This is a genomic window from Cobetia sp. 5-25-4-2 (assembly GCF_013374075.1).
GTDB classification, from domain to species: domain Bacteria; phylum Pseudomonadota; class Gammaproteobacteria; order Pseudomonadales; family Halomonadaceae; genus Cobetia; species Cobetia marina.
The window spans coordinates 42,036-63,004 of the sequence record NZ_BLWK01000010.1 but is presented as its reverse complement, the minus strand read 5'-3'; the positions used below and the strand labels follow the sequence as shown (position 1 = coordinate 63,004).

Sequence of the window (20,969 nt, the reverse complement as noted above, 5' to 3'; positions counted from 1 at the left end):
CTCAGTTCTGTGGCTCAGTTCTCTGACTCAGCCTCTCGGCAAGGCGGCCGCGTCCGTGACCTCTGCAAGGACACCGCCTTGCCCCCCATTCATTCGAACCGCTCCGTGCCTGGCACGGGGCGGCAGCAGACAAGGAGCTTTCCATGTGTGGCATCGTTGCCGGCCTGGCTCAGCGTGACATCAGCAAGATTCTCATCGAGGGGCTGCATCGCCTCGAATACCGGGGTTACGACTCCGCTGGCGTGGCCGTGATCGACCCCGCCGGTGAACTGCGCCGTGCGCGTGCCGTCGGCAAGGTCCGCGCGCTGGAGGACGAGCTGCGTGAAGCGCCGCTGTCCGGTGCCATCGGCGTCGCCCATACCCGCTGGGCCACCCACGGGCGTCCGGCCCAGCACAACGCGCACCCGCACCTCTCGAGCGAGCGCGTGGCCGTGGTGCACAACGGCATCATCGAGAACCACGAGGCGCTGCGCCGTGAGCTGGAGCAGGAGGGCTACGCCTTCACCTCCGAGACGGACACCGAGGTGGTCGCGCATCTGGTCGACCGTGAACTGCGCGCTGGCCGTGCGCTGCCGGAGGCGGTCAATGTGGTCACCGCGCGTCTGGATGGCGCCTTCGCGCTGGCGGTGATGGAACAGCAGAATCCCGAGCTGCTGGTCGGCGCCCGCCAGGGCAGCCCGCTGGTCGTGGGGGTGGGAATCGAGGAGCACTTCATCGCTTCTGACCCGCTGGCACTGCTGCCGGTCACCGACCGCTTCATCTATCTGGATGAGGGCGACATGGTGGCCATCAGCCCGAGCGGCATCCAGGTGCTGGAACGCGGCGCCGAACAGGATGAGCTCACGCCGGTGACCCGCGAAGTGGTGCGCTATGAGCACAGCGTCGAAGCGGCGGGCAAGGGTGAGTATCGCCACTTCATGATGAAGGAGATCATGGAGCAGCCCACCGTGCTGTCGCGTACCCTGGCCGAGCGTCTCGACCCGCAGGGCGTACGCCTGGAGGCCTTCGAGGTCTCGCGCCATTCCTTCCTGGCCGCGGATGACGGCGCCGAGAAGGGCAGGGAAGTCGTCGATGTCGAGCGACTGACGCAGCTGCTGGCCGATGTGCGTCAGGTGCAGATCATCGCCTGCGGGACCAGCTATCACGCCGGCATGGTGGCGCGTTACTGGCTGGAAGAGGTCGCCGGCATTCCGGCGCAGGTCGAGGTGGCCTCGGAGTTTCGTTACCGCGAGCGTGTCGCGGCTCCGGGCACGCTGTTCATCACCCTGTCGCAGTCCGGCGAGACCGCCGACACGTTGGCGGCCCTGCGGGATATCCAGAAGCTCAACCGCGAGGGGCCGCAGGCAGGGCATTACCTGGCGAGTCTGGCCATCTGCAACGTGGCGGGAAGCTCGCTGGTTCGTGAGTCGGATCTGTCACTGCTGACCCATGCCGGGCCGGAGATCGGGGTGGCTTCCACCAAGGCCTTCACCACCCAGCTGGTGGCGCTGATGCTGACCACGCTGGCCCTGCGCCAGAGCCGTCGACAGCCGCAGGACGAGGAAGATGACCTGCTCTCGCGTCAGCTGCTGATGCGTCTCAAGGACCTGCCGCATGTCATCGAACAATCGCTGGGGCTGAACGGGGAAATCGCCCAGTTGGCCGAGAAGTTCATGCATCGCCATCACACCCTGTTCCTCGGGCGCGGCAGCCAGTACCCGATCGCGATGGAGGGTGCGCTCAAGCTCAAGGAAATCTCCTATATCCACGCCGAAGCCTATGCGGCGGGTGAGCTCAAGCACGGCCCGCTGGCCTTGATCGATGAGGACATGCCGGTGGTGGCGGTCGCGCCGATGGATGACCTGATGGAGAAGCTGAAGTCCAACCTTCAGGAAGTCCGCGCGCGTGGCGGCCAGCTGTTCGTGTTCGCCGACCCGGAAGTCAGCCTCAAGGCCGGTGAGGGCGTGCACGTCGTCACCGTGCCGGGGGTGTGTCGCTTCCTCGCGCCGATCGTCTATGCAGTCCCGCTGCAGCTGCTGTCCTATCACGTCGCCGTGCTCAAGGGCACCGATGTCGATCAGCCGCGCAATCTCGCCAAGAGTGTCACGGTAGAGTGATCCCGCGCGGGCACTGAGTCGTGTCTCGCATGAAGACGAAAGGGACTGCCCATGGGCAGTCCCTTTTTTCGTGTGCGCGCATCATGCCGCCGGCGGTTGCCTGACGCTGCCTGCTTGATGCAGCTCAGTCCGGCAGGCCCCATGACGACAGACGGCGCCACCAGCTGCGCCGCCCGGCTGTGGTGTCCCTCTCGCAGGTGTCCTTCTCGCAGATGTCCGGGGGCTCGGGGGTGGGGCCCTGATGACGAATGCAGAAACGATCTCCCCCCGGCCCCGTGATCCAGCGTGAACTGCCTGAGCTGACACGCCCTGCCTTGACGTCATCGTCGAGTTTCCTGCCCGCGGCCTTGATGGCCTCCAGTGTGCCTGGCGCCAGTTCGATGAAGCCTTCCTCTCCCGGCGCTTCCTCGACCTGTGACGGTGGAATATCGCGCATCAGATCAACCCCTTGAGGATCAGATTGCCACTGGAGACCAGCAGGATGGCGTAGGCCACCTGGCGCAGGTGATGGTCACTGAGCGGGGGTGGGAAGCGGCGTGCGAGCTCCGTGAAGGCGATGACCACGAACACGCCTGCGGCACCGATCATCAGCAGTTCACTCAGGTGCTCGCCGGCGCGTCCGGGAGAGATGATCGAGAGCCCCATGCGCATGGCGCCCCCGACCAGAAAGACAGCGAACAGGGTGCAGCGGATCGCCACCAGCGTCATCGGCTGGCGGTAGAGCATTACCACCAGCGGCGGCCCGTTGGCGGCGAACAGCCCGCCCATCAGGCCCGAGAGCCCGCCGGCGGCATGGAAGTGCCAACGGGGAGACAGCGTCTCACGCGGCTTGGGTTGCATCAGCAGCGCCAGGCAGGCGATCAGGATCACGCATCCCAGCAGCATGCCGAGCAGGGGCGCGCGCTCCTCTCCCAGCCAGGTGGCCAGGTAATAGCCGACCGGCAGCAGCGGCAGGCTGGTGACCAGCAGTCGCCGCGCGAGGCGCAGGTCGATTTCCCGCCAGTGACCCCGCAGTGCCATGCAGTTGTTGAACAGGCTCAAGAGGGCGCATAGCAGGGCGGCGCTCTCGATGGGCAGGACATCGAGAGTGGCCAGCAGGCCCATGACGATGAGCCCGAAGGCAAAGCCGGTGAGGGTCTGGATGTAGCTGGCCAGTGCCAGGCTCAACAGGATGGCAGCGAGTTGCCAGAGGGTCATGGTGACTCCGTTGGGTGGCCCCGTTCGGCGCGAGGGGAGGGTGGAGGCATTGCGCTGCCATGATAGCGCGGGCCAGCCGCAAAAGGGCGACAGTCTCGTGGCTGCCAGCCGGCGAGGGTGAGTCATGTGAGCTTTCGCGGATGAAGCGTGTCAGCAGCTCGGCCCATCCTGCTCAAACTTGCATAGGTAATTTAGTGGTCTTGAATTGCTTAGCTTACGCATGAGATGCAAGGAGTTTGCGACATGAACCCTCATGAATTCGGTTTTTGGCGACATGTCGCCTTGTTTGAATATCAGCAGCTTATTAGTCTGTGGTGAACAAGGGGGCATGAAGTGTCGCCATTTGCGGCCACATGATGTCGCTGGTGGCTTGGGCCGGGCTTTGGCAGGGCAAGCCAGCCGACAGATTCATGGGCCTCCTTGCTTGATGCCTGGCAGTGATGAACACGGCCTGAGCGTGAGCCCCTGATGGACAAGCACCGCCACATGGATATCCGGGCATGGAACGCAACGCAGCACAATCTCCTTTCTTCACCATCGTGACGCCGAATCACAATTCGGGTGACGGGCTCGAGCGCTGCATCGCCAGTCTCGCGGCCAACGACACCGCTTACGAACACATCATCATCGATGATGCCTCTTCGGATGATTCCTTTCTGCGGGTGGAGCGCAGTCACGCCGCCCGGCCACCGACCTCATTGGTACTGCGCCGCAATGCCGAGAATCTCGGGCCCGGGCCGACCCGCAACCATGGCCTGAGTCTGGCACGTGGCCGCTATGTGCTGTTCTGCGATGCGGATGACACCTTCGTGGCCGGCGCCCTGGATACGCTCAAGGCGCAGATCGTGGCCTTCGATTGCCCGCAGGTGGTGGTGTTCCGTTATTGCCTGCAGGGGCCACAGGGAGAGCGGGAGAGCACGCCACTGTGCAGCCAGCCTCTTGAGCGCACCCAGATGCAGGCCTTCACCGATTTCATGCACGACCGCATCGTCTCCGCTCCCTGGGGCAAGGCGATCCGCGCCGATCTCGCCTGCGCCCTGAGCTTTCCTGACCTTCCTGTTTCCCAGGATGGTCTCTACAACCTCGAGCTGTTCGGTCGGGCGGCACGCGTTCTCTATCTGCCCCAGGTGCTGTATCGCTTCGACAAGCGCAGCGACGGTTCTCTGACCCGCAAGCCCTTCGGCAATCGCGAGCTGGCCCGATTTCACCGCAGCTGGCAGGTGTTCGATTCCCGCTACCGCGAGCAGTTCGCGGCCGCCCACGGCCTGGCACTGCTGGAGATTCGCGCCCTGCGCTTCGTCGGTGTGAGCTTCATCATGCGCCAGGCCATCAACAAGACCCACGACGATGACCAGGTGAGGCAGGTGGTGATGTCTCAGCTGCGCCAGTCATCCTGGGCGGCATTGCGTCAGCTGTCGTTGAAGGAAAAGGCGTTGCTGATGAGCTATGCGTTCAGTCCTTCCCTGTCCCGGCAATTGATTCGGCGGAGCCAATACGCGTCATGAGCACTCGCAAGCATGTCCTGTTCTACACCGGCGCCCAGTCGCGCACCGGCGGCACCGAGCGTGCCTGCGCCGATACCGCCAACATGCTGGCGGCCAGCGGTGACTATCAGGTGGAGGTGGTCAGCGAGCATGGCCCTGCCGACAGCCCCTATCCCCTGCACGAGGATATCGTGCATGAATCGCTGTATCCAAAACGTCAGCATCTGGGGGCGCTGCGCGGCGTGCTGCTGTTCCTGCGGCTTTTCTGGATGGTGCTGCGCAAGCGACCGGACGTGGTGATCGTGGTCGAGAGCATCGGTTTCCTGCCATTCTTGCTGCCCAGCTATCTGCTGCGGCGCACGCGCTATCTCTGCTGGGAACACTTCAATGCCACCTCGGATCTCGGCGTGCCACGGCGCAATGTCGCGCGGCGTCTCGCGGCCAGGCGGGCCGATCGTATCGTGGTGCTTTCCCATGAGGACCGCGAATACTGGGAGCAGCTGCTCCCCCAGTCCACCGAGCGTCTGAGCGTCGTGCCCAACCTCAATCCGCTGGAGCACGAGATCCTCCAGCGTCAGGCCCGGCTGCAGGACGCCGCCGCCGCGCCGCCCGCAGTGGCGCCTTCTGAGATCGTCGCGCCGAAGGTGGCGGTGGCGGTGGGGCGTCTGACGCACCAGAAGGGCTTTGATCTGCTGCTGGAGGCATGGGCGGCGATTCCCGCCGAATCGCGTGATGGCTGGGTGCTGCGCATCGTCGGCGAGGGTGATGCACGCGAGGCGCTGGAGGCGCAGGCGGAGCGGCTTGGCATCACGCGCCAGCTTCAGATGCCCGGCCAGTGCAGCGACATCCGGCGCGAGTACGCCGCGGCAGACCTGTTCGTGCTGTCATCACGCTTCGAAGGCTTCGGGCTGGTACTGGTCGAGGCGCTCAGCTGTGGCGTGCCCTGCATCAGCTTCGCCTGCCCGGCCGGGCCCCGCGAGATCCTCAAGCATGGCATCAATGGCTATCTGGTCGAGCAGGGCAATGTGGCAGCGTTCAGTCAGCAGCTGGGCGCCGTGCTCGGTGATGATGAAGTGCTTGCGCGCCTGCGTGCCAATGTCGATTACGGCCTGGAGCGGTTTTCGCGCCGTACCGTCGAGGCCAGTTGGCAGGCCGTGCTGGAGGGACTGGAAGCCCCGGCACTGCTGCGTGTCATCTGAGCTGAGTCAGGCACCAGACATGTGATTTGCGAGCCCTCCTTTCGGGGCTCGCGTTCGCGCTATCGGATACGAATCTTCAGGTACGACAGCAGGAGGCTATCGCCGTGAGAATCATGCATGTCATCTCGACCCCCGCATCAGGAGGTGCCGAGGTCTACGTCAAGGACCTGAGCCTTGCCATGGTCGCGGCGGGGCACAGCGTTCATGTCACGTTTCTGGAAACCGCTGAGCAGTGCGGGCGAGATCTGGACTATGAAAGACACTTCCTGGCCCAGCTGAGTCAGGCGGGCATCAGTCATTCGTTTCTGGGCGCCGACACGCGTCGCCGTCCCTGGCGGGGCGGCACGCGGCTGCGCGCGGAAGTGAATCGATTCGCCCCGGATGTGGTGCATTGCCATCTCTACTACGCGCTGATGTTCGCCTTCCTGCTGCCACGCAAGCTTGCGGTGATCATGACCGTGCACAGTATCGAGCTGGGGGCGCCCAACTGGCTGTTTCGACTGTTCGATCGTCGCGTCAGCGCCTATGTCGGCATCTGTCACGCCTGCACGCGCAAGCTTGCGCCGCTGGTCAGGCGGCCAGTGGTCCAGATCGACAATGCCGTCTCGGGGGCACGCCTCAAGCACAGCGGCTGGCAGATGACGGCGCTGGATACCCCGGTGAAGCTGGCAGCCATCGGACGTCTCACCGAAGCCAAGCAGTATCCCTTGATGCTCGAGAGCTGCCGCCGCCTCAAGGCACAGGGGTTGAATGTCACGCTCAGCATCGCCGGGGAGGGGCCGCTCAAGGCCGAGTTGGTCACGCAGATCCGTGACGCCGGGCTCGAGGATCAGGTCACCTTGCTGGGCAACATCTCGGATGTGGCGGGGCTTCTGGCCTCATCGGACATCTTCCTGATGTCGTCTGCCTGGGAAGGACTGCCGATCTCGCTGCTGGAAGCCACGCTGAGCGGGCTGCCGGTGCTGGTCACCAACGTCGGTGGCTGCGCAGAAGTCGTGCATCGGGTCGGCAACGGGCTGGTGGTGGATGAGCAGACGCCGGCGCGCTATGCCGATGCTCTCACCCGCCTGGTGGCTGACGAGGAGCTGCGACGCAGCTGTGCGCGCAACGCGCGACGCCACGGCGGCAGCTACCACATCAACACGGCGCTGGCCGGGCATCTGGAGCTCTACACCAGCCGACTGCAAGGCGAGCTGGATGCGGCACCCGAAGTCTCGGTCTGAACGCGCAGGGCGAGGGTGGCGAATGGGAGAAGAGTGCGCATGGGGCCCTGCGGGGCTGAAGAATGGGCCTGAGGTGCGGACCTGAAAGGTGCGCCTGAAAAGCGGGCTTGAGATGCGGGCTTGAGATGCGGGGCCTGGCGCTGGACATGGCAGTCAGAAGAGTGGGCAATCGATGCGATGATCGGTTGCCCTTTTTCTTGTCCTGGAAATGGGGAATGGCGCTATGCGGCCACCTGAATGAGACGTCTCATGCCAGATGATGGGGAGCGCTGGGTCATGAGGTTCATGCGGATGTCAGTCAGGTGTGGCATCAGGATGAGTGGCTCTCAGCGGTTGGCGATTCATTCACGTCATCGCTCTACTAATACTTGAGATGAGAGAAAGCAGTCTAAAGTGAAGTGCGGCAATACAATCGTCGTGAAAGAGAGTTTACGCCTTGCTGTTGTGGTCGATTAATTTATTATCAAGTCCGTAATCAGACATTGAAAATCAAGCAGATCGCCACCTCATGAAATATCGATGATGTCACGCTGATTAAGACGTGATTATTCACGATTCATCGTAGATGAGAGGGTGATTTGATGATGGTCAAGTGCCGAATCCATCACGAAATCCCTGTGACGTTCTGATCGCTGCTGTCAGTCTCGATGGCGCCAGTTCGTGGCATGGGAGAAGAGAATGGAAAGGCCGACAGGAAGTCAGGCAGGTACGAACTGGTCGCAAGTTGCTGTATTTCATTGTGTCTCACCACTCCAGAATACGTGAATGTCATCTTCTCCTGATGCCGGATGCAGAGGGTTCGCCCTTGCTCATCCGGTGATGCAATGCGGAGATTGACGTTTCACGATTCACCCAGGCCTTCTCGTGATGCGTTGTTGATACTCGGGAAAGTGTCGAGAGATCTCTGAAATACCGGCGAAAATGAGTCCTCATTTTCGTTCTTATGCCCTCCTGTAATGGCTGATCACGCTATCAGTCATCCTTCAATGACGATACTGATGATGTCGAGCATGAGAGTCATGAGTCATCGATGAAGATGCCGTGATTATCTTTCATGTCGTCATGATGAGTTGTGCTGATTCTTCAGGCCGTGTCATGGATCAGGATGGTCTGATGCCGTTGGATGATTTTCATGATCCGGTACATGTCGGGATTGGGTCGATCCTGACAGGTCACCGTTCGTTCAACGGCGCGCTGGCGGAGGCAGGGAATGATTCGCGCCTGTCTCGCAAGGGAACGTCACAGAATTTCCACGTGCTGCAGGGGAGAAAGCCGATTCCTCGGGGCGGTAGCGTGTCCGGATACACGATGAATGCGCCGATCAGGATGTGATCGAGCAGAGCGCAGGGCTTACAGGGGATGACAGAGGTTATGAAGAGATCGACCAGATCGACGCTGCGGGGAGTTTCCCTGGCGATAATGCTGGCCGCCTTGGGAGGCTGTGCCTTCGCCCCTGGCGGCCATATGGACTATGAGGTCGAGACGGCGCCGCTGTCGGACCATGTCACGGTCAGCCCGATCACGCCGGCCTTGATCAGCAGTTATCGCGCACTCCCGGCTCAGACAGCCCCGGCCGATGACGCTCTGGTGGATGACATCAAGCGCTACGTCTACCGCGTGGGTGGCGGTGACATCCTGGCCATCAATCTGAGCACGCCGCTGGATCTGGCCCAGGAGACGGGCGTTCAGCGCCAGACGGTGGAAGCGCTGACCTACATCGTGCAGCCGGATGGCACGCTGTATTACCCCTACGTCGGGCGCATCAACGTCAAGGACATGACCGTGGATGAGGTGCGCGCCTCGCTGGTGCGTGGCCTGTCACGCTTCATCACCGACCCGCAGGTCAACGTCTCCGTCGCCCAGTTCCGCTCGCAGCGCGTCTATCTGAGCGGCGCGGTCCGTGAGCCGGGCTTCGTGCCGGTCACCGATGTGCCCCTGACCCTGATCGATGCCATCAGTGCCAGTGGTGGCGTCACCGAACTCGCCAATACCCACGACATCACCCTGACCCGCGACGGCCACCAGGAGCACCTGAGCCTCTATCAGCTGCTGCAGCAGGGCAACATGCGTGAGAACCGCCTGCTGCACGATGGCGACGTCATCAATATCCCGGTGGCGACCGACCAGAACGTCTTCGTGCTGGGGCAGGTCCTCAAGCCCGGCAACATGCCGGTGGGCAACGAGCGTCTGAGTCTGACCGATGCCCTGTCACGCGCCGGTGGCGTGGATGAGGACCGTGCCGACCCCTCCGGTGTCTTCGTGGTCCGTGAGAACGGCCCGGACGCTGACAAGCTCGCCACCGTCTATGTGCTCGATATCTCCGATGCCACCTCGCTGATGCTGGGGGCACGCTTCCCGCTGCAGCCCAGGGATGTGGTCTATGTCACCGCGGCGCCGGTCAGCCGTTGGAACCGCGTGCTGAGTCAGTTGTTGCCGTCGGTCACCAGTACCGGGGCCTTCGTCTCGGTCATCGACGACATCGAGGGAGATTGAGGTCCATGAATCAGTTCACTTCTCCCATGCCGCCATCTTCCGGTGACGCTGGCCGGGACGCGACGCGTCGCCTGGACTTCAGCACCCTGCTGGCACTGCTCTGGCATCGTCGCTGGTGGTTGATCGCCAGCACCGTGCTGCTGACGCTGATCGGCATCTATGTGGTCGGCAGCCAACAGCGCATCTATCTGGCTGATTCGCTGATCCAGATCGAGGACAAGGGCGGCAGCGCCAGCCTGCTGGGCACGCTGACGGGTCAGTCCGGAGGCCCCGAGGAGGGCAGTACCAGTGACGAGCTGGAGATCCTGGCCTCGCGGCTGGTGCTCGGGCAGGCCGTGGCGCGTGAGCGTCTCAACATCGTCGTCACACCGGTGCGCTACCCCGTCATCGGCGACTGGCTGTCCCATCGCGGAATGCGTCTGCCGGAGAGTCTCGGCGGCAATGAATATGCCTGGGGGGATGACGTCCTGAAGGTCACCACGCTGGAGCTTGGCGGCCAGTGGCAGGGACAGACGCTGACCCTGGAAGTGGTCGATGAGCAGCACTATCGCCTGCTGGACGCCGAGGGCAACCTGCTGATGCATGGCACGGTGGGCGAGAATGCACTGTCCGGTGACATCAAGGTCTTCGTCCAGCGCATGGAGGCCAGCCCCGGGGCGCGCTTCGCGCTGACCAGCATCTCGGACCTCAGTGCCATCAACTCCATCAAGTCGCGTTTCACCGCCGAGCGCAACGGCAGCGATACCGGCGTGGTGACCCTGAGTCTGTCCGGCAGCGACCAGCAGGCCATCGTCAGCACCCTGGACACCATCACCGACGTCTTCCTGCAGCAGAACATCGAGCGCGAATCCGCCGAGGCCGACAACCAGCTGGGCTTTTTGGGTGACCAGATCCCGACGCTGCGCGGCCAGCTCGATGAGGCGGAATCCGCCCTCAACGACTATCGCCGCCGCCGCGATTCCGTGGACCTGACCGCCGAGAGCCAGCAGGTGATGGAGAATCTGGTGGGGCTGGACAACCAGCTGACCGAGATCAAGCTGCGACTGGCGGAGCTGTCGCGTGCCTACACCCATGAGCACCCGGCCTATCGGGCACTGGTGGCGCGTCGTGACTCCCTCAATCAGGAAAAGGCGCGGGTCCAGAAGCAGGCGGAACAGCTGCCGGCGGCGCAGCGCGAAGCGCTCAATCTGAACCGCAACGTCAATGTCAGCCAGGAAATCTACGTCGCGCTGCTCAACAAGCGCGAAGAAGTGCGCCTCAAGAAGGCCGGTACGGTCGGCAACGTGCGGATTCTGGATCCCGCCGTCCTGCAGCCTGGCCCCATCTCGCCGAGAACCTCGCTGATGATGGTGGTCTTCGCGATGGCCGGTTTCCTGCTGGGCGTGCTGGGCATCCTGCTGCGGCATTCCATGCGCAAGGGCATCGACAGCGCCGAACAGATCGAGTCCCTGGACCTACCGGTCTACGCCACCATCCCGCTCTCGCCGCTGCAGCAGGGCATGATGCGTCGCGTGCGCCTCAAGGGCGAGAAGTCCGGGCGCGAGATCTATCAGGGCGTGCTGGCGACCTCGCAGCCTTCCGACATCAGCATCGAGGCGCTGCGCAGCCTGCGCACCAGCCTGCACTTCGCGCTGCTGGACAATCAGCGCAAGTCGGTGATGTTCACCGGCCCGAGTCCGGGCATCGGCAAGAGCTTCGTGAGCCTCAACCTGGCCGCGGTGAGCGCCGAGGCCGGCCAGCGCGTGCTGCTGATCGATGCCGACATGCGACGCGGACATCTTCACCACGCCTTCCAGCGCACCTCCGAGCAGGGCGGCCTCTCGGATGTCCTCAGCGGCGCAAGTCCTCTGGAAGAGGTCATCTATCACACGCGCATCGACAACCTGGACTTCCTGGGCCGTGGGGTGGCACCACCGAATCCGTCCGAGCTCCTGATGCAGGAAAACTTTGCCCAGTTGCTGGAGCAGCTGGGAGAGCGCTATGACCTGATCATCATCGATACCCCGCCGGTACTCGCCGTCACCGAGGCGCTGATCATCGGGCGCCATGTCGGCGCGAGCCTGATGGTGGCGCGCTTCGGCATGAACCAGGTGCGTGAGCTGGAACATGCTCGCAAGAAGCTCGAGAACAACGGCATCCACGTCAAGGGCGCGATCTTGAATGCCATCGAGCAGCAGGCCGGGGATAAGCAGCACTACGGGTATTACAACTACAGCTATACCTGATGCCGTGTCGCGGCACGGCTCTCATGACGCTTGAATCACGGAGGAGATGGCACGATGAGCGGTTTACCCTTATCGATGGAGCACCAGCGTCGTTACTCGCATCATTACGAGCGCTTGATCGCCAGCAAACGCCTGCAGCTGGTCTTCGGCATGCTGGTGGTGGTGATCGCGCCGGCACTCTACCAGGCGGGGCTCAACGAGCTGGTACCCGGTGACCACGGCTGGTGGCTGACCAGCGATGCCCAATGGCACGCCATGATCGGCACGGGGGTGGCCTATACGCTGTCCATCACCGCCGTCAATCGCCTGTCGCGCCTGCCGGGGACCCGCTCCTACCTCTACGTGGTACCCACCATCGTCATCTGCTATCTGATGCTGATGCTGGCGCTGGGGGTCTTCGATCTCGACTACTCGCGTCATCAGGTCGGCCTGTCCTTCCTGCTCGCCGTGAGCCTGTGCACGGCCTACTACTACATCGACACCCATGTCCGGCGCATGCGCTTTGCCGTGGTGCCGTTCGGCAAGGCGCCGGCGCTGTGTCAGCGTCGCGAGGTAGAGTGGCTGACGCTCAAGGGGCCGGACCTCGTGGGCATGCGGCGCATCGATGGCGTGGTGGCAGACCTGCGTGCCGAGATGCCCCGTGAGTGGGAGAGCTTCCTCGCTGACTGCACCATCCACCGCATTCCCGTCTATCACGCCACCCAGGCCCACGAGATGATCACCGGCCGCGTGCTGCTCGATCACCTCTATGCCAATGAATTCGGCTCGCTGATGCCGCGTGAGGATTACGAGGTCATCAAGCGCTGGATGGACTTCAGCGTGGCGCTGGTGCTGCTGCCGCTGCTGGCACCGGTGATGCTGCTGACCGCGCTGGCCATCCGACTGGACAGCCCGGGCCCCGTGGTCTTCCGTCAGCCACGCATGGGCTTTCATTGCCGTCCCTTCACCGTCTACAAGTTTCGCAGCATGTATGACGGCATGAAGGGGGCCGGCTTCACCCAGGAAGGCAGTGACCCGCGCATCACCCGGGTCGGGCGCTTCATCCGCAAGTGCCGTCTCGATGAACTCCCGCAGCTGTTCAACGTGCTCAAGGGTGACATGAGCCTGATCGGGCCGCGTCCGGAATCGATGAATCTGGCGGACTGGTATCGCAAGGATGTGCCGTTCTTCCATTACCGCCATGTGGTACGCCCGGGCATCACCGGCTGGGCGCAGGTCGAGCAGGGCTATGCCGCGGAAGTCGAGGGCATGATCCGCAAGCTTGAATACGACTTCTTCTACATCAAGCACTTTTCCTTCTGGCTGGATCTGCTGGTGGTGATTCGCACCATCCGGATCGTGATCAGCGGGAACGGGTCGCGCTAGCCGACCCTCCTTCCTCCGGTTACCCCTGGCACTCGCGACCTGACAGGGGCCCATGAGCTACCACCCATTGTCTGATGCACGAAAGGAGTCGAGATCATGATCACGGTGACGCGCCCCTATTTTCCCGAGCGGAAGAATTTCGATCGTTATGTGGATGCCATCTTCCAGAGCCGCTGGTTGACCAATCATGGCCCGCTGGAGCAGGAGCTGACCCGGCGCCTGGAGACCTATCTGGGCGTCAAGCATCTGCTGCTGGTCAGCAATGGCACCCTGGCACTGCAGGTGGCCTATCGCGCGCTGGGGATCAACAACGTGGTCGGACAGCGCGAACCCGCCGAGGTGATCACGACTCCCTTCACCTTCATCGCCACGGCCAGCAGCCTGAAGTGGGAAGGGATGCAGCCGGTCTTCGCGGACATCGATCCTGCCACCCTGTGCCTGGACCCCGCACAGGTCGAGGCGGCCATCACGCCGCGTACCCGCGCCATCGTGCCGGTGCACGTGTTCGGCAACGCCTGTGACGTGGAAGCCATCGATGCGCTGGGGGAAGAGCGCGACCTCAAGGTCATCTATGACGGCGCCCATGCCTTCGGCGCGACCTACCGTGGCAACAGCCTGCTGTCGTACGGGGATGCCAGCACCCTGAGCTTCCATGCCACCAAGCTGTTCCACAGCATCGAGGGCGGCGCGATCATCTTCAAGCGCAAGGAAGACCTGGAGCGTGCCCGCAAGATGATCAACTTCGGCATCACTGGCCCCGAGTGCATCGAGGAACTGGGCATCAATGCCAAGATGAACGAGTTCCAGGCCGCCATGGGGCTGTGCGTGCTCGACGAGATCGAGGGCAACCTCGAGAGCCGCGCGCTGGTCTGGCATGCCTATGCCCAGGCGTTTCAGGGCAACGTGCAGCTTCAGGCACGTCAGCCGGGCGTCAGCCTCAACTACGCCTATTTCCCGATCATTCTGGAAAGCGAGAGTGTCCTGCTGGGGGTGATGCAGCGTCTGGAGCGGGAAGGCTACCAGCCGCGGCGCTATTTCTGTCCGTCGCTGGAGTCACTGGCATTTCTGGGGCGACCGGCGGCAGACCTGCAGGACGCGGACTTCCAGCAGCCCGAGATCGTGCATTCCAGAGACATCGCCAGCCGTATCCTGTGTCTGCCGTTGTTCTCGGGACTTCAGGTCAGCGAGATTCTCGCCGCGGTGCGCGTCATCGTCGATCGGCATCAGAAGGCAGCCTGAACGATGAACATCGCGATCATGCAACCCTACCTGTTGCCGCATCTGGGCTACTTCCAGCTGATGCACGCCTGTGACGAATTCCTCATCTATGACGACGTCGCCTACATTCCGCGTGGCTACATCAACCGCAACAGCGTGCTGCTGGGCGGCAAGGCCCATCGCTTCACGCTGTCGGTGCCGGATGCCTCACCCAATCGGCGCATCGGCGAGCTGTCGTTCGCACCGCCCCCCCTGTCACTGTTGACCACTCTGCACCATGCCTATGCCAAGGCGCCGCATTACGCAGAGGTCATGCCGCTGCTGCAGACGATTCTCATGCATGAGGATCGCCGCATCGGGGCACTGTGCCAGTTCAGCTTCGAGACGATCTGCCGCTATCTGGGGCTCGAGTGTCGCTTCGCGCTGACCAGCGAGATGGATTACGAGCGCAGCCAGTCGGCGCAAGACCGTCTCATCGAACTTTCCCGCCAGCGCGGCGGGCGCGGCTACGTCAACAGTATCGGCGGGCGCAAGCTCTACCGGGGGGAGGCCTTCGAGCAGGCAGGGCTGCGTCTGTCCTTTCTCTCCAGCCATCCGCGTGATTACCGCCAGGCAGCGCCCGGCGCGCGTGAGGGCGAGTTCGTCGGCAGTCTCTCGATCATCGATGTGCTGATGTGGTGCTCACCCGCTGACGTCGTCTCGCGGCTGGCGGAGTACACCCTGCTGTCGGGAGATGCACCCTGGGGGCCCGCCGCTGAGGGCATGGATCAGCTCTGGCAGCCGTCGCTTGCAGAGCCTGCTTCGCGCCCGCGCGCCTCTTCACGAGAAGCAGCCGGAGGCGTCGCCGCGTGTCACTGACCCACAAGACGACCATCGGCATCCTGTGGAATTTCATGGATCAGCTGTTGCGCCGTGGCATGGCCAGCATCGTCACCTTGCTGCTGGCCCGTCTGCTGCTGCCGGAGGACTTCGGGCTGCTGGCCATGGTGCTGGTCTTTCTGACCATCGCCTCGGCCATGATGGATTCGGGCCTGCAGCAGGCCATCCTGCGTCTGCCGACTCTCGGCCCGCGTGATGCCAGCACCGCCTTCTTCAGCAACATCGGCTTCGGGGTGGTGGCCTATGTGCTGCTGTATCTCAGCGCCCCGTTGATTGCCGATTTCTACGCTGAACCACGACTTGTCGTGCTGGTGCGTATCGGCGGGCTGGTGGTGTTGATCAACGCCTTCGAGGTGATCCAGGGCGCGATGCTCAACCGGGCGCTGGATTTTCGCACCCGCATGAAGGCCGGCATCCCCGGCAGCGTGATCTCGGGCAGCGTCGCGGTGTTGCTGGGCTGGCTGGGCTTCGGGGTCTGGGCGCTGGTGGGCCAGATGCTGACGGCGGCCTTCGTGACCACGGCACTGATGTGGTGGTGGGGCAGCTGGCGTCCGCACCTGACCTTCGACATGGACGCCTTCAAGGCCATGTTCAGCTTCGGCTACAAGATGTTCCTGTCGCGCATGCTGGACGTGGTGTTCGTCAATCTCTACGTGCTGGTGATCGCCAAGCTGTTCGCGGCTTCGGTGGCGGGGCTGTTCTTCTTTGCGGATCGCCTCAAGGAGCTGGTGCTCAATCAACTGGTCGCCGCGATCCAGAACGTGACCTTCCCGGCCCTGGCCAGCATCCAGCATGACCCGGTGCGGCTGAAGGATGCCTATCGACGCATTCTGCAGCTGATGGTCTATCTGCTGTTCCCCGGGGTGCTGCTGATGGCGGCGCTGGCCCGTCCGCTGTTCGAGGCACTGTTCCCCGACCGCTGGCTGGACGCCGTGCCCTATCTGCAGTTGATGTGCATTGCCGCCGTCATGTATCCGCTCAGTTCGCTCAACCTCAATGTGCTCAAGGTCAAGGGGCGCTCGGACCTGTTCCTGGGGCTTGAGGTGATCAAGAAGCTGCTGATCTGCGTGGTGCTGGCGCTCACCTGGCAACACGGCGTGATCGCGATCCTGATCGGTCAGATCGTGGTGGCGGTGCTGTCCTACATCCCCAATGCGTGGTTCTCGCGAACGCTGATCGATTACAGCATCCGCGAGCAGTGCGTCGACTTCCTGCCGAGCCTGATGCTGTCATCGGTCATCGCGCTTTGCTGCTGGCTGGCGGTGGAGCATCTGGCGGCATCGCCAGACTGGTCTCCGTGGGCGGCGCTGCTGGGACTGGGATGTCTCTCCGGCGCAAGTTACCTGTTGCTCTCTTGCCTGCTGCGCTTTCCGGCCTGGCAGTCGGGTGTTGGTCTGATACGAGATCGTCTTTCACAACGGAAAGTGGAGAATCTTCATGCTAGCTGAAGTGAGCTATTCCCAGGCGCAGGGTACCCCGGTCACGGGGGGCGCCCTCGAGGAAGGGCCGATTCCGGTTCCCCCGGCGCCGGCGGATGAAGCCACCATCATGGCGGACTGGGAGGGGAATCTCTCCACGCCGCGTGTCTCGGTGATGTGCTTCGCCTTCAATCACGGCGACTACATCGCGATGGCGCTGGATGGTTTTCTGATGCAGCGCACGCGGTTTCCCTTCGAGATCGTGGTGCATGATGATGCCTCCACCGACGGCACGCGCGAGATCATCGAGGACTATGCCGCGCGTTACCCCTCCATCATCCGGCCGATCCTGCAGGACGTGAACCAGTACTCGCAGCACGTGTGGCCCATCACCTTCTGCATGCCGGTGATGCGCGGCGACATCATCGCCTACTGCGAAGGGGATGATTACTGGGTCAAGGCCGACAAGCTGGCGCGTCAGGTGGCGCTGTTCGATGCCAACCCGCGTGCCACCGTGTGCTTCCACCCGGCCATCGAGTATGACGAGCATCGCGATGAGCATTCGATCATCTGCCGCTATGCCGACAGCGTCGCGCGTCTCTCCCCCGAGGCCATCATCGGGCTGCGGGGCGGCTCCATTCCGTCACCGGCGCTGACCTTCCGCCGCGTGGAGTCGCATGTGGACGCCATGCTGGAATCCTACCGTGGTGCGCCGATCATGGACTTCTTCCTGCAGGCCTACATGGCGCTGCTGGGTGAGACGCTCTATTACGAGGATGCCGCCTGCGTCTATCGTCGCAACGCCAAGGGCTCCTGGACCTCCCAGCAGCAGGATCATGAGGTCGAGCAGCGCTACCAGCGCGACATGCTGGCCGCCATCGACACCTTCTATGGCGCCACGCGCACGCTGCCGGAAGCCGACACCCTGTATATCCCGCTCTATCACTACTTCAAGCAGTACGTGATGGCGCCCGGCACCACCCAGCAGCGCCTCGCCAACTTCCGCCGCGGGCTGGGCTATCTGCACCACATGCAGCGCAACAAGGTGCTGTCGCTGGTCCGCCGCGACATGTTCGCCAAGCTGACGCGTCGCAAGGCTGCCACGCCCGGGCAGGCGAAGGACACGGAGGCAGCGGCATGAACTATCGCAGCTACGGCGATCTGGGCCGTGACATCGCCAGTCAGATGTCACGCCTGCAGGCAGGGGACTTCGACCTGATCGTCGGCATTCCGCGCAGTGGCATGGTGCCGGCCTACATGATCAGCGCGATGCTCAATCGCGCCTGTACCGATCTCGATGCCTTCCTGGCGGATGGCGTGCCCGGCAAGGGCATCACGCGCAAGTTGCGCGAGTCCACCGCCGGCGAGGTGTCCGAGGAAGGCACACGTTCCGCCTGGGCCTATCGTCGCGTGCTGCTGGTGGATGACAGCCTCAACAGCGGTGCCTCGCTCAAGGCCTCCCTGGCGCGCATCCCGGCGGATTGCCCCTGCGAGATCATGACCTGCGTGATCTACGCCAACCCCGGGGTCACCAATGAAGTGGATCTGGCGCTCGTCGAGCTCGAACACCCGCGCGCCTTCCAGTGGAACCTCTTCCACCATCCGGCACTGGAGGATGCCTGCGTGGATATCGATGGCGTGCTGTGTCTCGATCCTTCTCCCGAAGACAACGATGACGGCCCGCGCTATCGCAGATTCCTGCTCGAGGCGACCCCGCTGCATCTGCCCACCTACCGGGTGCACTCGCTGGTCACCAACCGTCTCGAGAAGTACCGCCCCGAGACGGAGGCCTGGCTTGCGCGCCATGGCGTGACCTATGAGCGACTGATCATGCTGGATCTGCCGAGCAAGGAAGCGCGACTGAAACTGGGCTGTCATGCCAGCCACAAGGCCGGCTATTACCGCGAGTCGGGCTGTCGGCTGTTCATCGAGAGTGAAGTGGGGCAGGCCAGCAGCATCGCGCAGATGACCGGCAAGCCGGTCTACTGCGTGGATGCCCAGCAGATGGTCAACCCCGAATGGCTGGCCATGCTGAAGTTGCAGCGTGGCAAGTGGATGACACGCCAATGCAAGCGTGGCATCCGCCGGGTGATGAAGCTGCTGCCGGCCTCCTGGGAGCGTCAGGCACGGGGCGTCTTCCAGCGAGTGGCATGAACCTCGCGCGGACACCCCCTCGGGGGTGTCCATCCACTGCAAAGGAATCGTTATGAAAACGCACAGGATGGCGCTATTCGTCTCGGCCGGCTCCGATCATGGCGAGACTCGTCAGATGCTGGCGCTGGCCGCGGGTCTGACCCGCCTGGGACACGAGGTGGATGTGGTACTGCCGCATGCCGAGGAAGACGTCGTCACGTCGCTGGCGCATGGCGTGCGTCTGGTGGAGCTTGGCAGGCAGGGGCCGTTGGCCCTGTCATTGGCCCTGACGCGCTACCTGGCGCGCCACAAGCCCTGTGTGCTGATGTCCAGCGGTCTGGAAGCCAACCTGACGGCGCTCAAGGCGGCGCGCCTCAATCGGCGGCGCGTGCCGGTGGTCATCCACCACGTCGCGGCGCTGGCGCAGGAGCTGGCAGCGGCGGGGAATCGTCGCGACGCGGCAAGACGTGCGATGGCGCTCAAGTATCCGCAGGCGGCATTGGTGATCGGGGCCAGCGAGGTGATCACTCAGGCACTGGCCAGCGAGGCAGGCATCCCGCAGGCGAATACCGCGCAACTGGATCTCGCGCCACAGCGCATCGGTGGCGCGGCGCACGCCGGGGAATCGTCTGCGGCGCTGGAAGAAGGGCCCTTGATGCGGTGTCTGTGGCTCTTGATGCAGGCGGCAGGCATGAACACGCAAGAGCTGGAAGATAGCCCGTCAGTCGCGTCCGCGACTCCCGCACGCGTGCAGGGACGGGACACGCAGACCGTGCCGGTCACCGCGTTTGCGGGTGACAGGGCATCGGCGACGTATCGCGTCACGGCCAATGCCGGCCTGTCTGCTACACACACCGACGTCAGGGACTGAGCCGTTTCATGGAAGCCATACTGCTCGACCTGCCCAATCTGCTCGTCTGTCTGGTACTGGTGATGGTGGGCTTCGTGCGCGGGTGGGTGACCCGCAACGTCGCGATCATCCTGAGTCTGAGCAGCCTGGTGCCTTACCTGCTCAACAATGTGCTGTTCTCGCCGGAATACATGCCGGACCAGTTCCGTTACTGGGAGCAGGTACTGGCCATGCGTAGCATGGACTGGGACTCGATGGATCACTCGCTGACCGTCTCGTTCTCCTCGAGCCTGCTGGCCCTGCTGCCATTGCCGCTGGTGGAGACGATTTCCAGTCTGGGATTCTTCAACAAGTTTCTCTACATCGGCGGGCTGATGGTCATGCTGCGCCGCGGGATCATCTCGCATGCGGTGCTGCTGTTCCTGCTCTGCTACCCGAGTCTGGTGCTCTACAGCTCGCTGAGTCTGCGCGACACCCTGGTGACGGGCTTCATGCTGGCCAGCTTCCTGCTGGCCATCGAACGGCGACCGGGCTGGGCACTGCTGATGCTGATGCCGCTGTGGCTGATCAAGTTCCAGAACATGCTGATCATGCTGGTGTTCCTCGGCGTCTACGTGGTCTACGACGTCAGCCGCCGTGGCCTTTCCACCAAGCGCTTCTGCTGGTTGCTGGTCGGTCTGGTCGCCAGCGTACTGATCATCTATCCGCTGGCGGTGGACCAGATCAACTTCTTCCGCGCGGCCATGTACATCGAGGATGGCGGCAAGAAGGAGGATGTCGAGATCATCCAGGGCTTCGGCGACTTCGTGGTCACGGGCATCCAGGGGGCGCTGTACTTCCTGATCAAGCCGCTGCCCTGGGAGGCGGCCAACCCGCTGCAGCTGATCCAGGCCGGCGAGAATCTGCTGGTGGTGGTCTTCCTCGTCTGGCTGACCCTGCAATGCTGGCAGGTCCAGCGCGAGAAGACGCTCTTCTGGCTGCTGTACCTGATCGGCGCCTTCACCATCTATGGACTGGTGGTCTTCAACTACGGGACGGCAGTGCGCTACCGCTTCCCGTTCCTGGTCATCTACGTGGTCTGCATGGCCTACGACACCGGGCTGATTCGCCGCTGGCAGCAGGAACGCCGCCCGGCCTTGCTCGACTGACGCCTCGCGCTGATCGCCTGCCCGCACACTTCCTGCCGCTC

17 protein-coding genes are annotated in these 20,969 nt (G+C 63.2%); 15 read left to right on the top strand and 2 right to left on the bottom strand.

Going from position 1 to position 20,969, the window contains the following annotated elements; genetic code table 11:
• Positions 1-143: 143 nt before the first annotated feature.
• Positions 144-2,096: a glutamine--fructose-6-phosphate transaminase (isomerizing) gene (gene glmS / locus HXS65_RS16275; RefSeq protein WP_176494397.1), complete on the top strand. Its 1,953-nt coding sequence runs from the start codon at positions 144-146 to the stop codon at positions 2,094-2,096.
• A 124-nt stretch (positions 2,097-2,220) separates the two neighbouring features.
• Here the strand turns inward: glmS and HXS65_RS16270 are convergent, their stop codons facing one another.
• Both HXS65_RS16270 and HXS65_RS16265 read right to left on the bottom strand, forming a co-directional pair.
• On the bottom strand, positions 2,221-2,532 hold the full coding sequence (locus tag HXS65_RS16270) for a hypothetical protein (RefSeq protein ID WP_176494396.1): 312 nt from the start codon (positions 2,530-2,532) through the stop codon (positions 2,221-2,223).
• Entirely contained in the window at positions 2,532-3,293 is a 762-nt protein-coding gene (locus HXS65_RS16265) for a sulfite exporter TauE/SafE family protein (RefSeq protein WP_167592983.1), read from the bottom strand. Before HXS65_RS16265 ends, HXS65_RS16270 begins: the two co-directional genes overlap by 1 nt.
• A gap of 500 nt (positions 3,294-3,793) precedes the next feature.
• Between HXS65_RS16265 and HXS65_RS16260 the strand changes: the two genes are divergently transcribed.
• From HXS65_RS16260 to HXS65_RS16195, 14 genes are all read left to right on the top strand, one after another.
• Complete coding sequence (locus HXS65_RS16260; protein WP_077374088.1) at positions 3,794-4,798, top strand: glycosyltransferase family 2 protein; 1,005 nt, start codon at positions 3,794-3,796, stop codon at positions 4,796-4,798.
• Entirely contained in the window at positions 4,795-5,976 is a 1,182-nt protein-coding gene (locus HXS65_RS16255; protein ID WP_176494395.1) for a glycosyltransferase family 4 protein, read from the top strand. Before HXS65_RS16260 ends, HXS65_RS16255 begins: the two co-directional genes overlap by 4 nt.
• A gap of 113 nt (positions 5,977-6,089) precedes the next feature.
• Positions 6,090-7,199 carry a glycosyltransferase family 4 protein gene (locus HXS65_RS16250; protein WP_077374081.1) on the top strand — a complete coding sequence of 370 codons (1,110 nt, stop codon included), beginning with the start codon at positions 6,090-6,092 and terminating at the stop codon, positions 7,197-7,199.
• A 1,041-nt stretch (positions 7,200-8,240) separates the two neighbouring features.
• Positions 8,241-8,531 (top strand): hypothetical protein, encoded by a 291-nt coding sequence (locus HXS65_RS16245; RefSeq protein ID WP_139345440.1) that lies wholly within the window; start codon positions 8,241-8,243, stop codon positions 8,529-8,531.
• Positions 8,532-8,558: 27 nt separating this feature from the next.
• Positions 8,559-9,692 (top strand): polysaccharide export protein, encoded by a 1,134-nt coding sequence (locus HXS65_RS16240; RefSeq protein ID WP_077374075.1) that lies wholly within the window; start codon positions 8,559-8,561, stop codon positions 9,690-9,692.
• A 5-nt stretch (positions 9,693-9,697) separates the two neighbouring features.
• On the top strand, positions 9,698-11,917 hold the full coding sequence (locus tag HXS65_RS16235) for a polysaccharide biosynthesis tyrosine autokinase (RefSeq protein ID WP_084208242.1): 2,220 nt from the start codon (positions 9,698-9,700) through the stop codon (positions 11,915-11,917).
• Between the two features lie 54 nt (positions 11,918-11,971).
• Positions 11,972-13,282, top strand: a complete 1,311-nt coding sequence (locus HXS65_RS16230; RefSeq protein WP_240499685.1) for an exopolysaccharide biosynthesis polyprenyl glycosylphosphotransferase — start codon at positions 11,972-11,974, stop codon at positions 13,280-13,282.
• A 96-nt stretch (positions 13,283-13,378) separates the two neighbouring features.
• The gene (locus HXS65_RS16225; protein WP_176494394.1) at positions 13,379-14,521 is read left to right on the top strand and encodes a DegT/DnrJ/EryC1/StrS aminotransferase family protein; all 1,143 of its coding nucleotides are present in this window, start codon (positions 13,379-13,381) and stop codon (positions 14,519-14,521) included.
• Positions 14,522-14,524: 3 nt separating this feature from the next.
• Positions 14,525-15,358: a WbqC family protein gene (locus HXS65_RS16220; protein ID WP_176494393.1), complete on the top strand. Its 834-nt coding sequence runs from the start codon at positions 14,525-14,527 to the stop codon at positions 15,356-15,358.
• Positions 15,349-16,827 (top strand): lipopolysaccharide biosynthesis protein, encoded by a 1,479-nt coding sequence (locus HXS65_RS16215; protein WP_176494392.1) that lies wholly within the window; start codon positions 15,349-15,351, stop codon positions 16,825-16,827. The genes HXS65_RS16220 and HXS65_RS16215 overlap by 10 nt, the downstream gene beginning before the upstream one ends.
• Complete coding sequence (locus HXS65_RS16210; RefSeq protein WP_176494391.1) at positions 16,817-17,938, top strand: glycosyltransferase; 1,122 nt, start codon at positions 16,817-16,819, stop codon at positions 17,936-17,938. The genes HXS65_RS16215 and HXS65_RS16210 overlap by 11 nt, the downstream gene beginning before the upstream one ends.
• Entirely contained in the window at positions 17,935-18,951 is a 1,017-nt protein-coding gene (locus tag HXS65_RS16205) for a phosphoribosyltransferase family protein (protein WP_176494390.1), read from the top strand. The genes HXS65_RS16210 and HXS65_RS16205 overlap by 4 nt, the downstream gene beginning before the upstream one ends.
• Before the next feature lie 52 nt (positions 18,952-19,003).
• Positions 19,004-19,801, top strand: coding sequence for a glycosyltransferase family 4 protein (locus tag HXS65_RS16200; protein WP_176494389.1), 798 nt, complete (start codon positions 19,004-19,006; stop codon positions 19,799-19,801).
• Between the two features lie 8 nt (positions 19,802-19,809).
• Positions 19,810-20,928, top strand: a complete 1,119-nt coding sequence (locus tag HXS65_RS16195; protein WP_077374048.1) for a hypothetical protein — start codon at positions 19,810-19,812, stop codon at positions 20,926-20,928.
• Positions 20,929-20,969 lie beyond the last annotated feature (41 nt).

Excerpts from the sequence above, each read along its gene's own strand:
- glmS (WP_176494397.1), top strand. The coding sequence starts at position 144 with ATGTGTGGCATCGTTGCCGGCCTGGCTCAGCGTGACATCAGCAAGATT.
- HXS65_RS16270 (WP_176494396.1), bottom strand. The coding sequence starts at position 2,532 with ATGCGCGATATTCCACCGTCACAGGTCGAGGAAGCGCCGGGAGAGGAA.
- HXS65_RS16265 (WP_167592983.1), bottom strand. The coding sequence starts at position 3,293 with ATGACCCTCTGGCAACTCGCTGCCATCCTGTTGAGCCTGGCACTGGCC.
- HXS65_RS16260 (WP_077374088.1), top strand. The coding sequence starts at position 3,794 with ATGGAACGCAACGCAGCACAATCTCCTTTCTTCACCATCGTGACGCCG.
- HXS65_RS16255 (WP_176494395.1), top strand. The coding sequence starts at position 4,795 with ATGAGCACTCGCAAGCATGTCCTGTTCTACACCGGCGCCCAGTCGCGC.
- HXS65_RS16250 (WP_077374081.1), top strand. The coding sequence starts at position 6,090 with ATGCATGTCATCTCGACCCCCGCATCAGGAGGTGCCGAGGTCTACGTC.
- HXS65_RS16240 (WP_077374075.1), top strand. The coding sequence starts at position 8,559 with ATGACAGAGGTTATGAAGAGATCGACCAGATCGACGCTGCGGGGAGTT.
- HXS65_RS16235 (WP_084208242.1), top strand. The coding sequence starts at position 9,698 with ATGAATCAGTTCACTTCTCCCATGCCGCCATCTTCCGGTGACGCTGGC.
- HXS65_RS16230 (WP_240499685.1), top strand. The coding sequence starts at position 11,972 with ATGAGCGGTTTACCCTTATCGATGGAGCACCAGCGTCGTTACTCGCAT.
- HXS65_RS16225 (WP_176494394.1), top strand. The coding sequence starts at position 13,379 with ATGATCACGGTGACGCGCCCCTATTTTCCCGAGCGGAAGAATTTCGAT.
- HXS65_RS16220 (WP_176494393.1), top strand. The coding sequence starts at position 14,525 with ATGAACATCGCGATCATGCAACCCTACCTGTTGCCGCATCTGGGCTAC.
- HXS65_RS16210 (WP_176494391.1), top strand. The coding sequence starts at position 16,817 with ATGCTAGCTGAAGTGAGCTATTCCCAGGCGCAGGGTACCCCGGTCACG.
- HXS65_RS16205 (WP_176494390.1), top strand. The coding sequence starts at position 17,935 with ATGAACTATCGCAGCTACGGCGATCTGGGCCGTGACATCGCCAGTCAG.
- HXS65_RS16200 (WP_176494389.1), top strand. The coding sequence starts at position 19,004 with ATGAAAACGCACAGGATGGCGCTATTCGTCTCGGCCGGCTCCGATCAT.
- HXS65_RS16195 (WP_077374048.1), top strand. The coding sequence starts at position 19,810 with ATGGAAGCCATACTGCTCGACCTGCCCAATCTGCTCGTCTGTCTGGTA.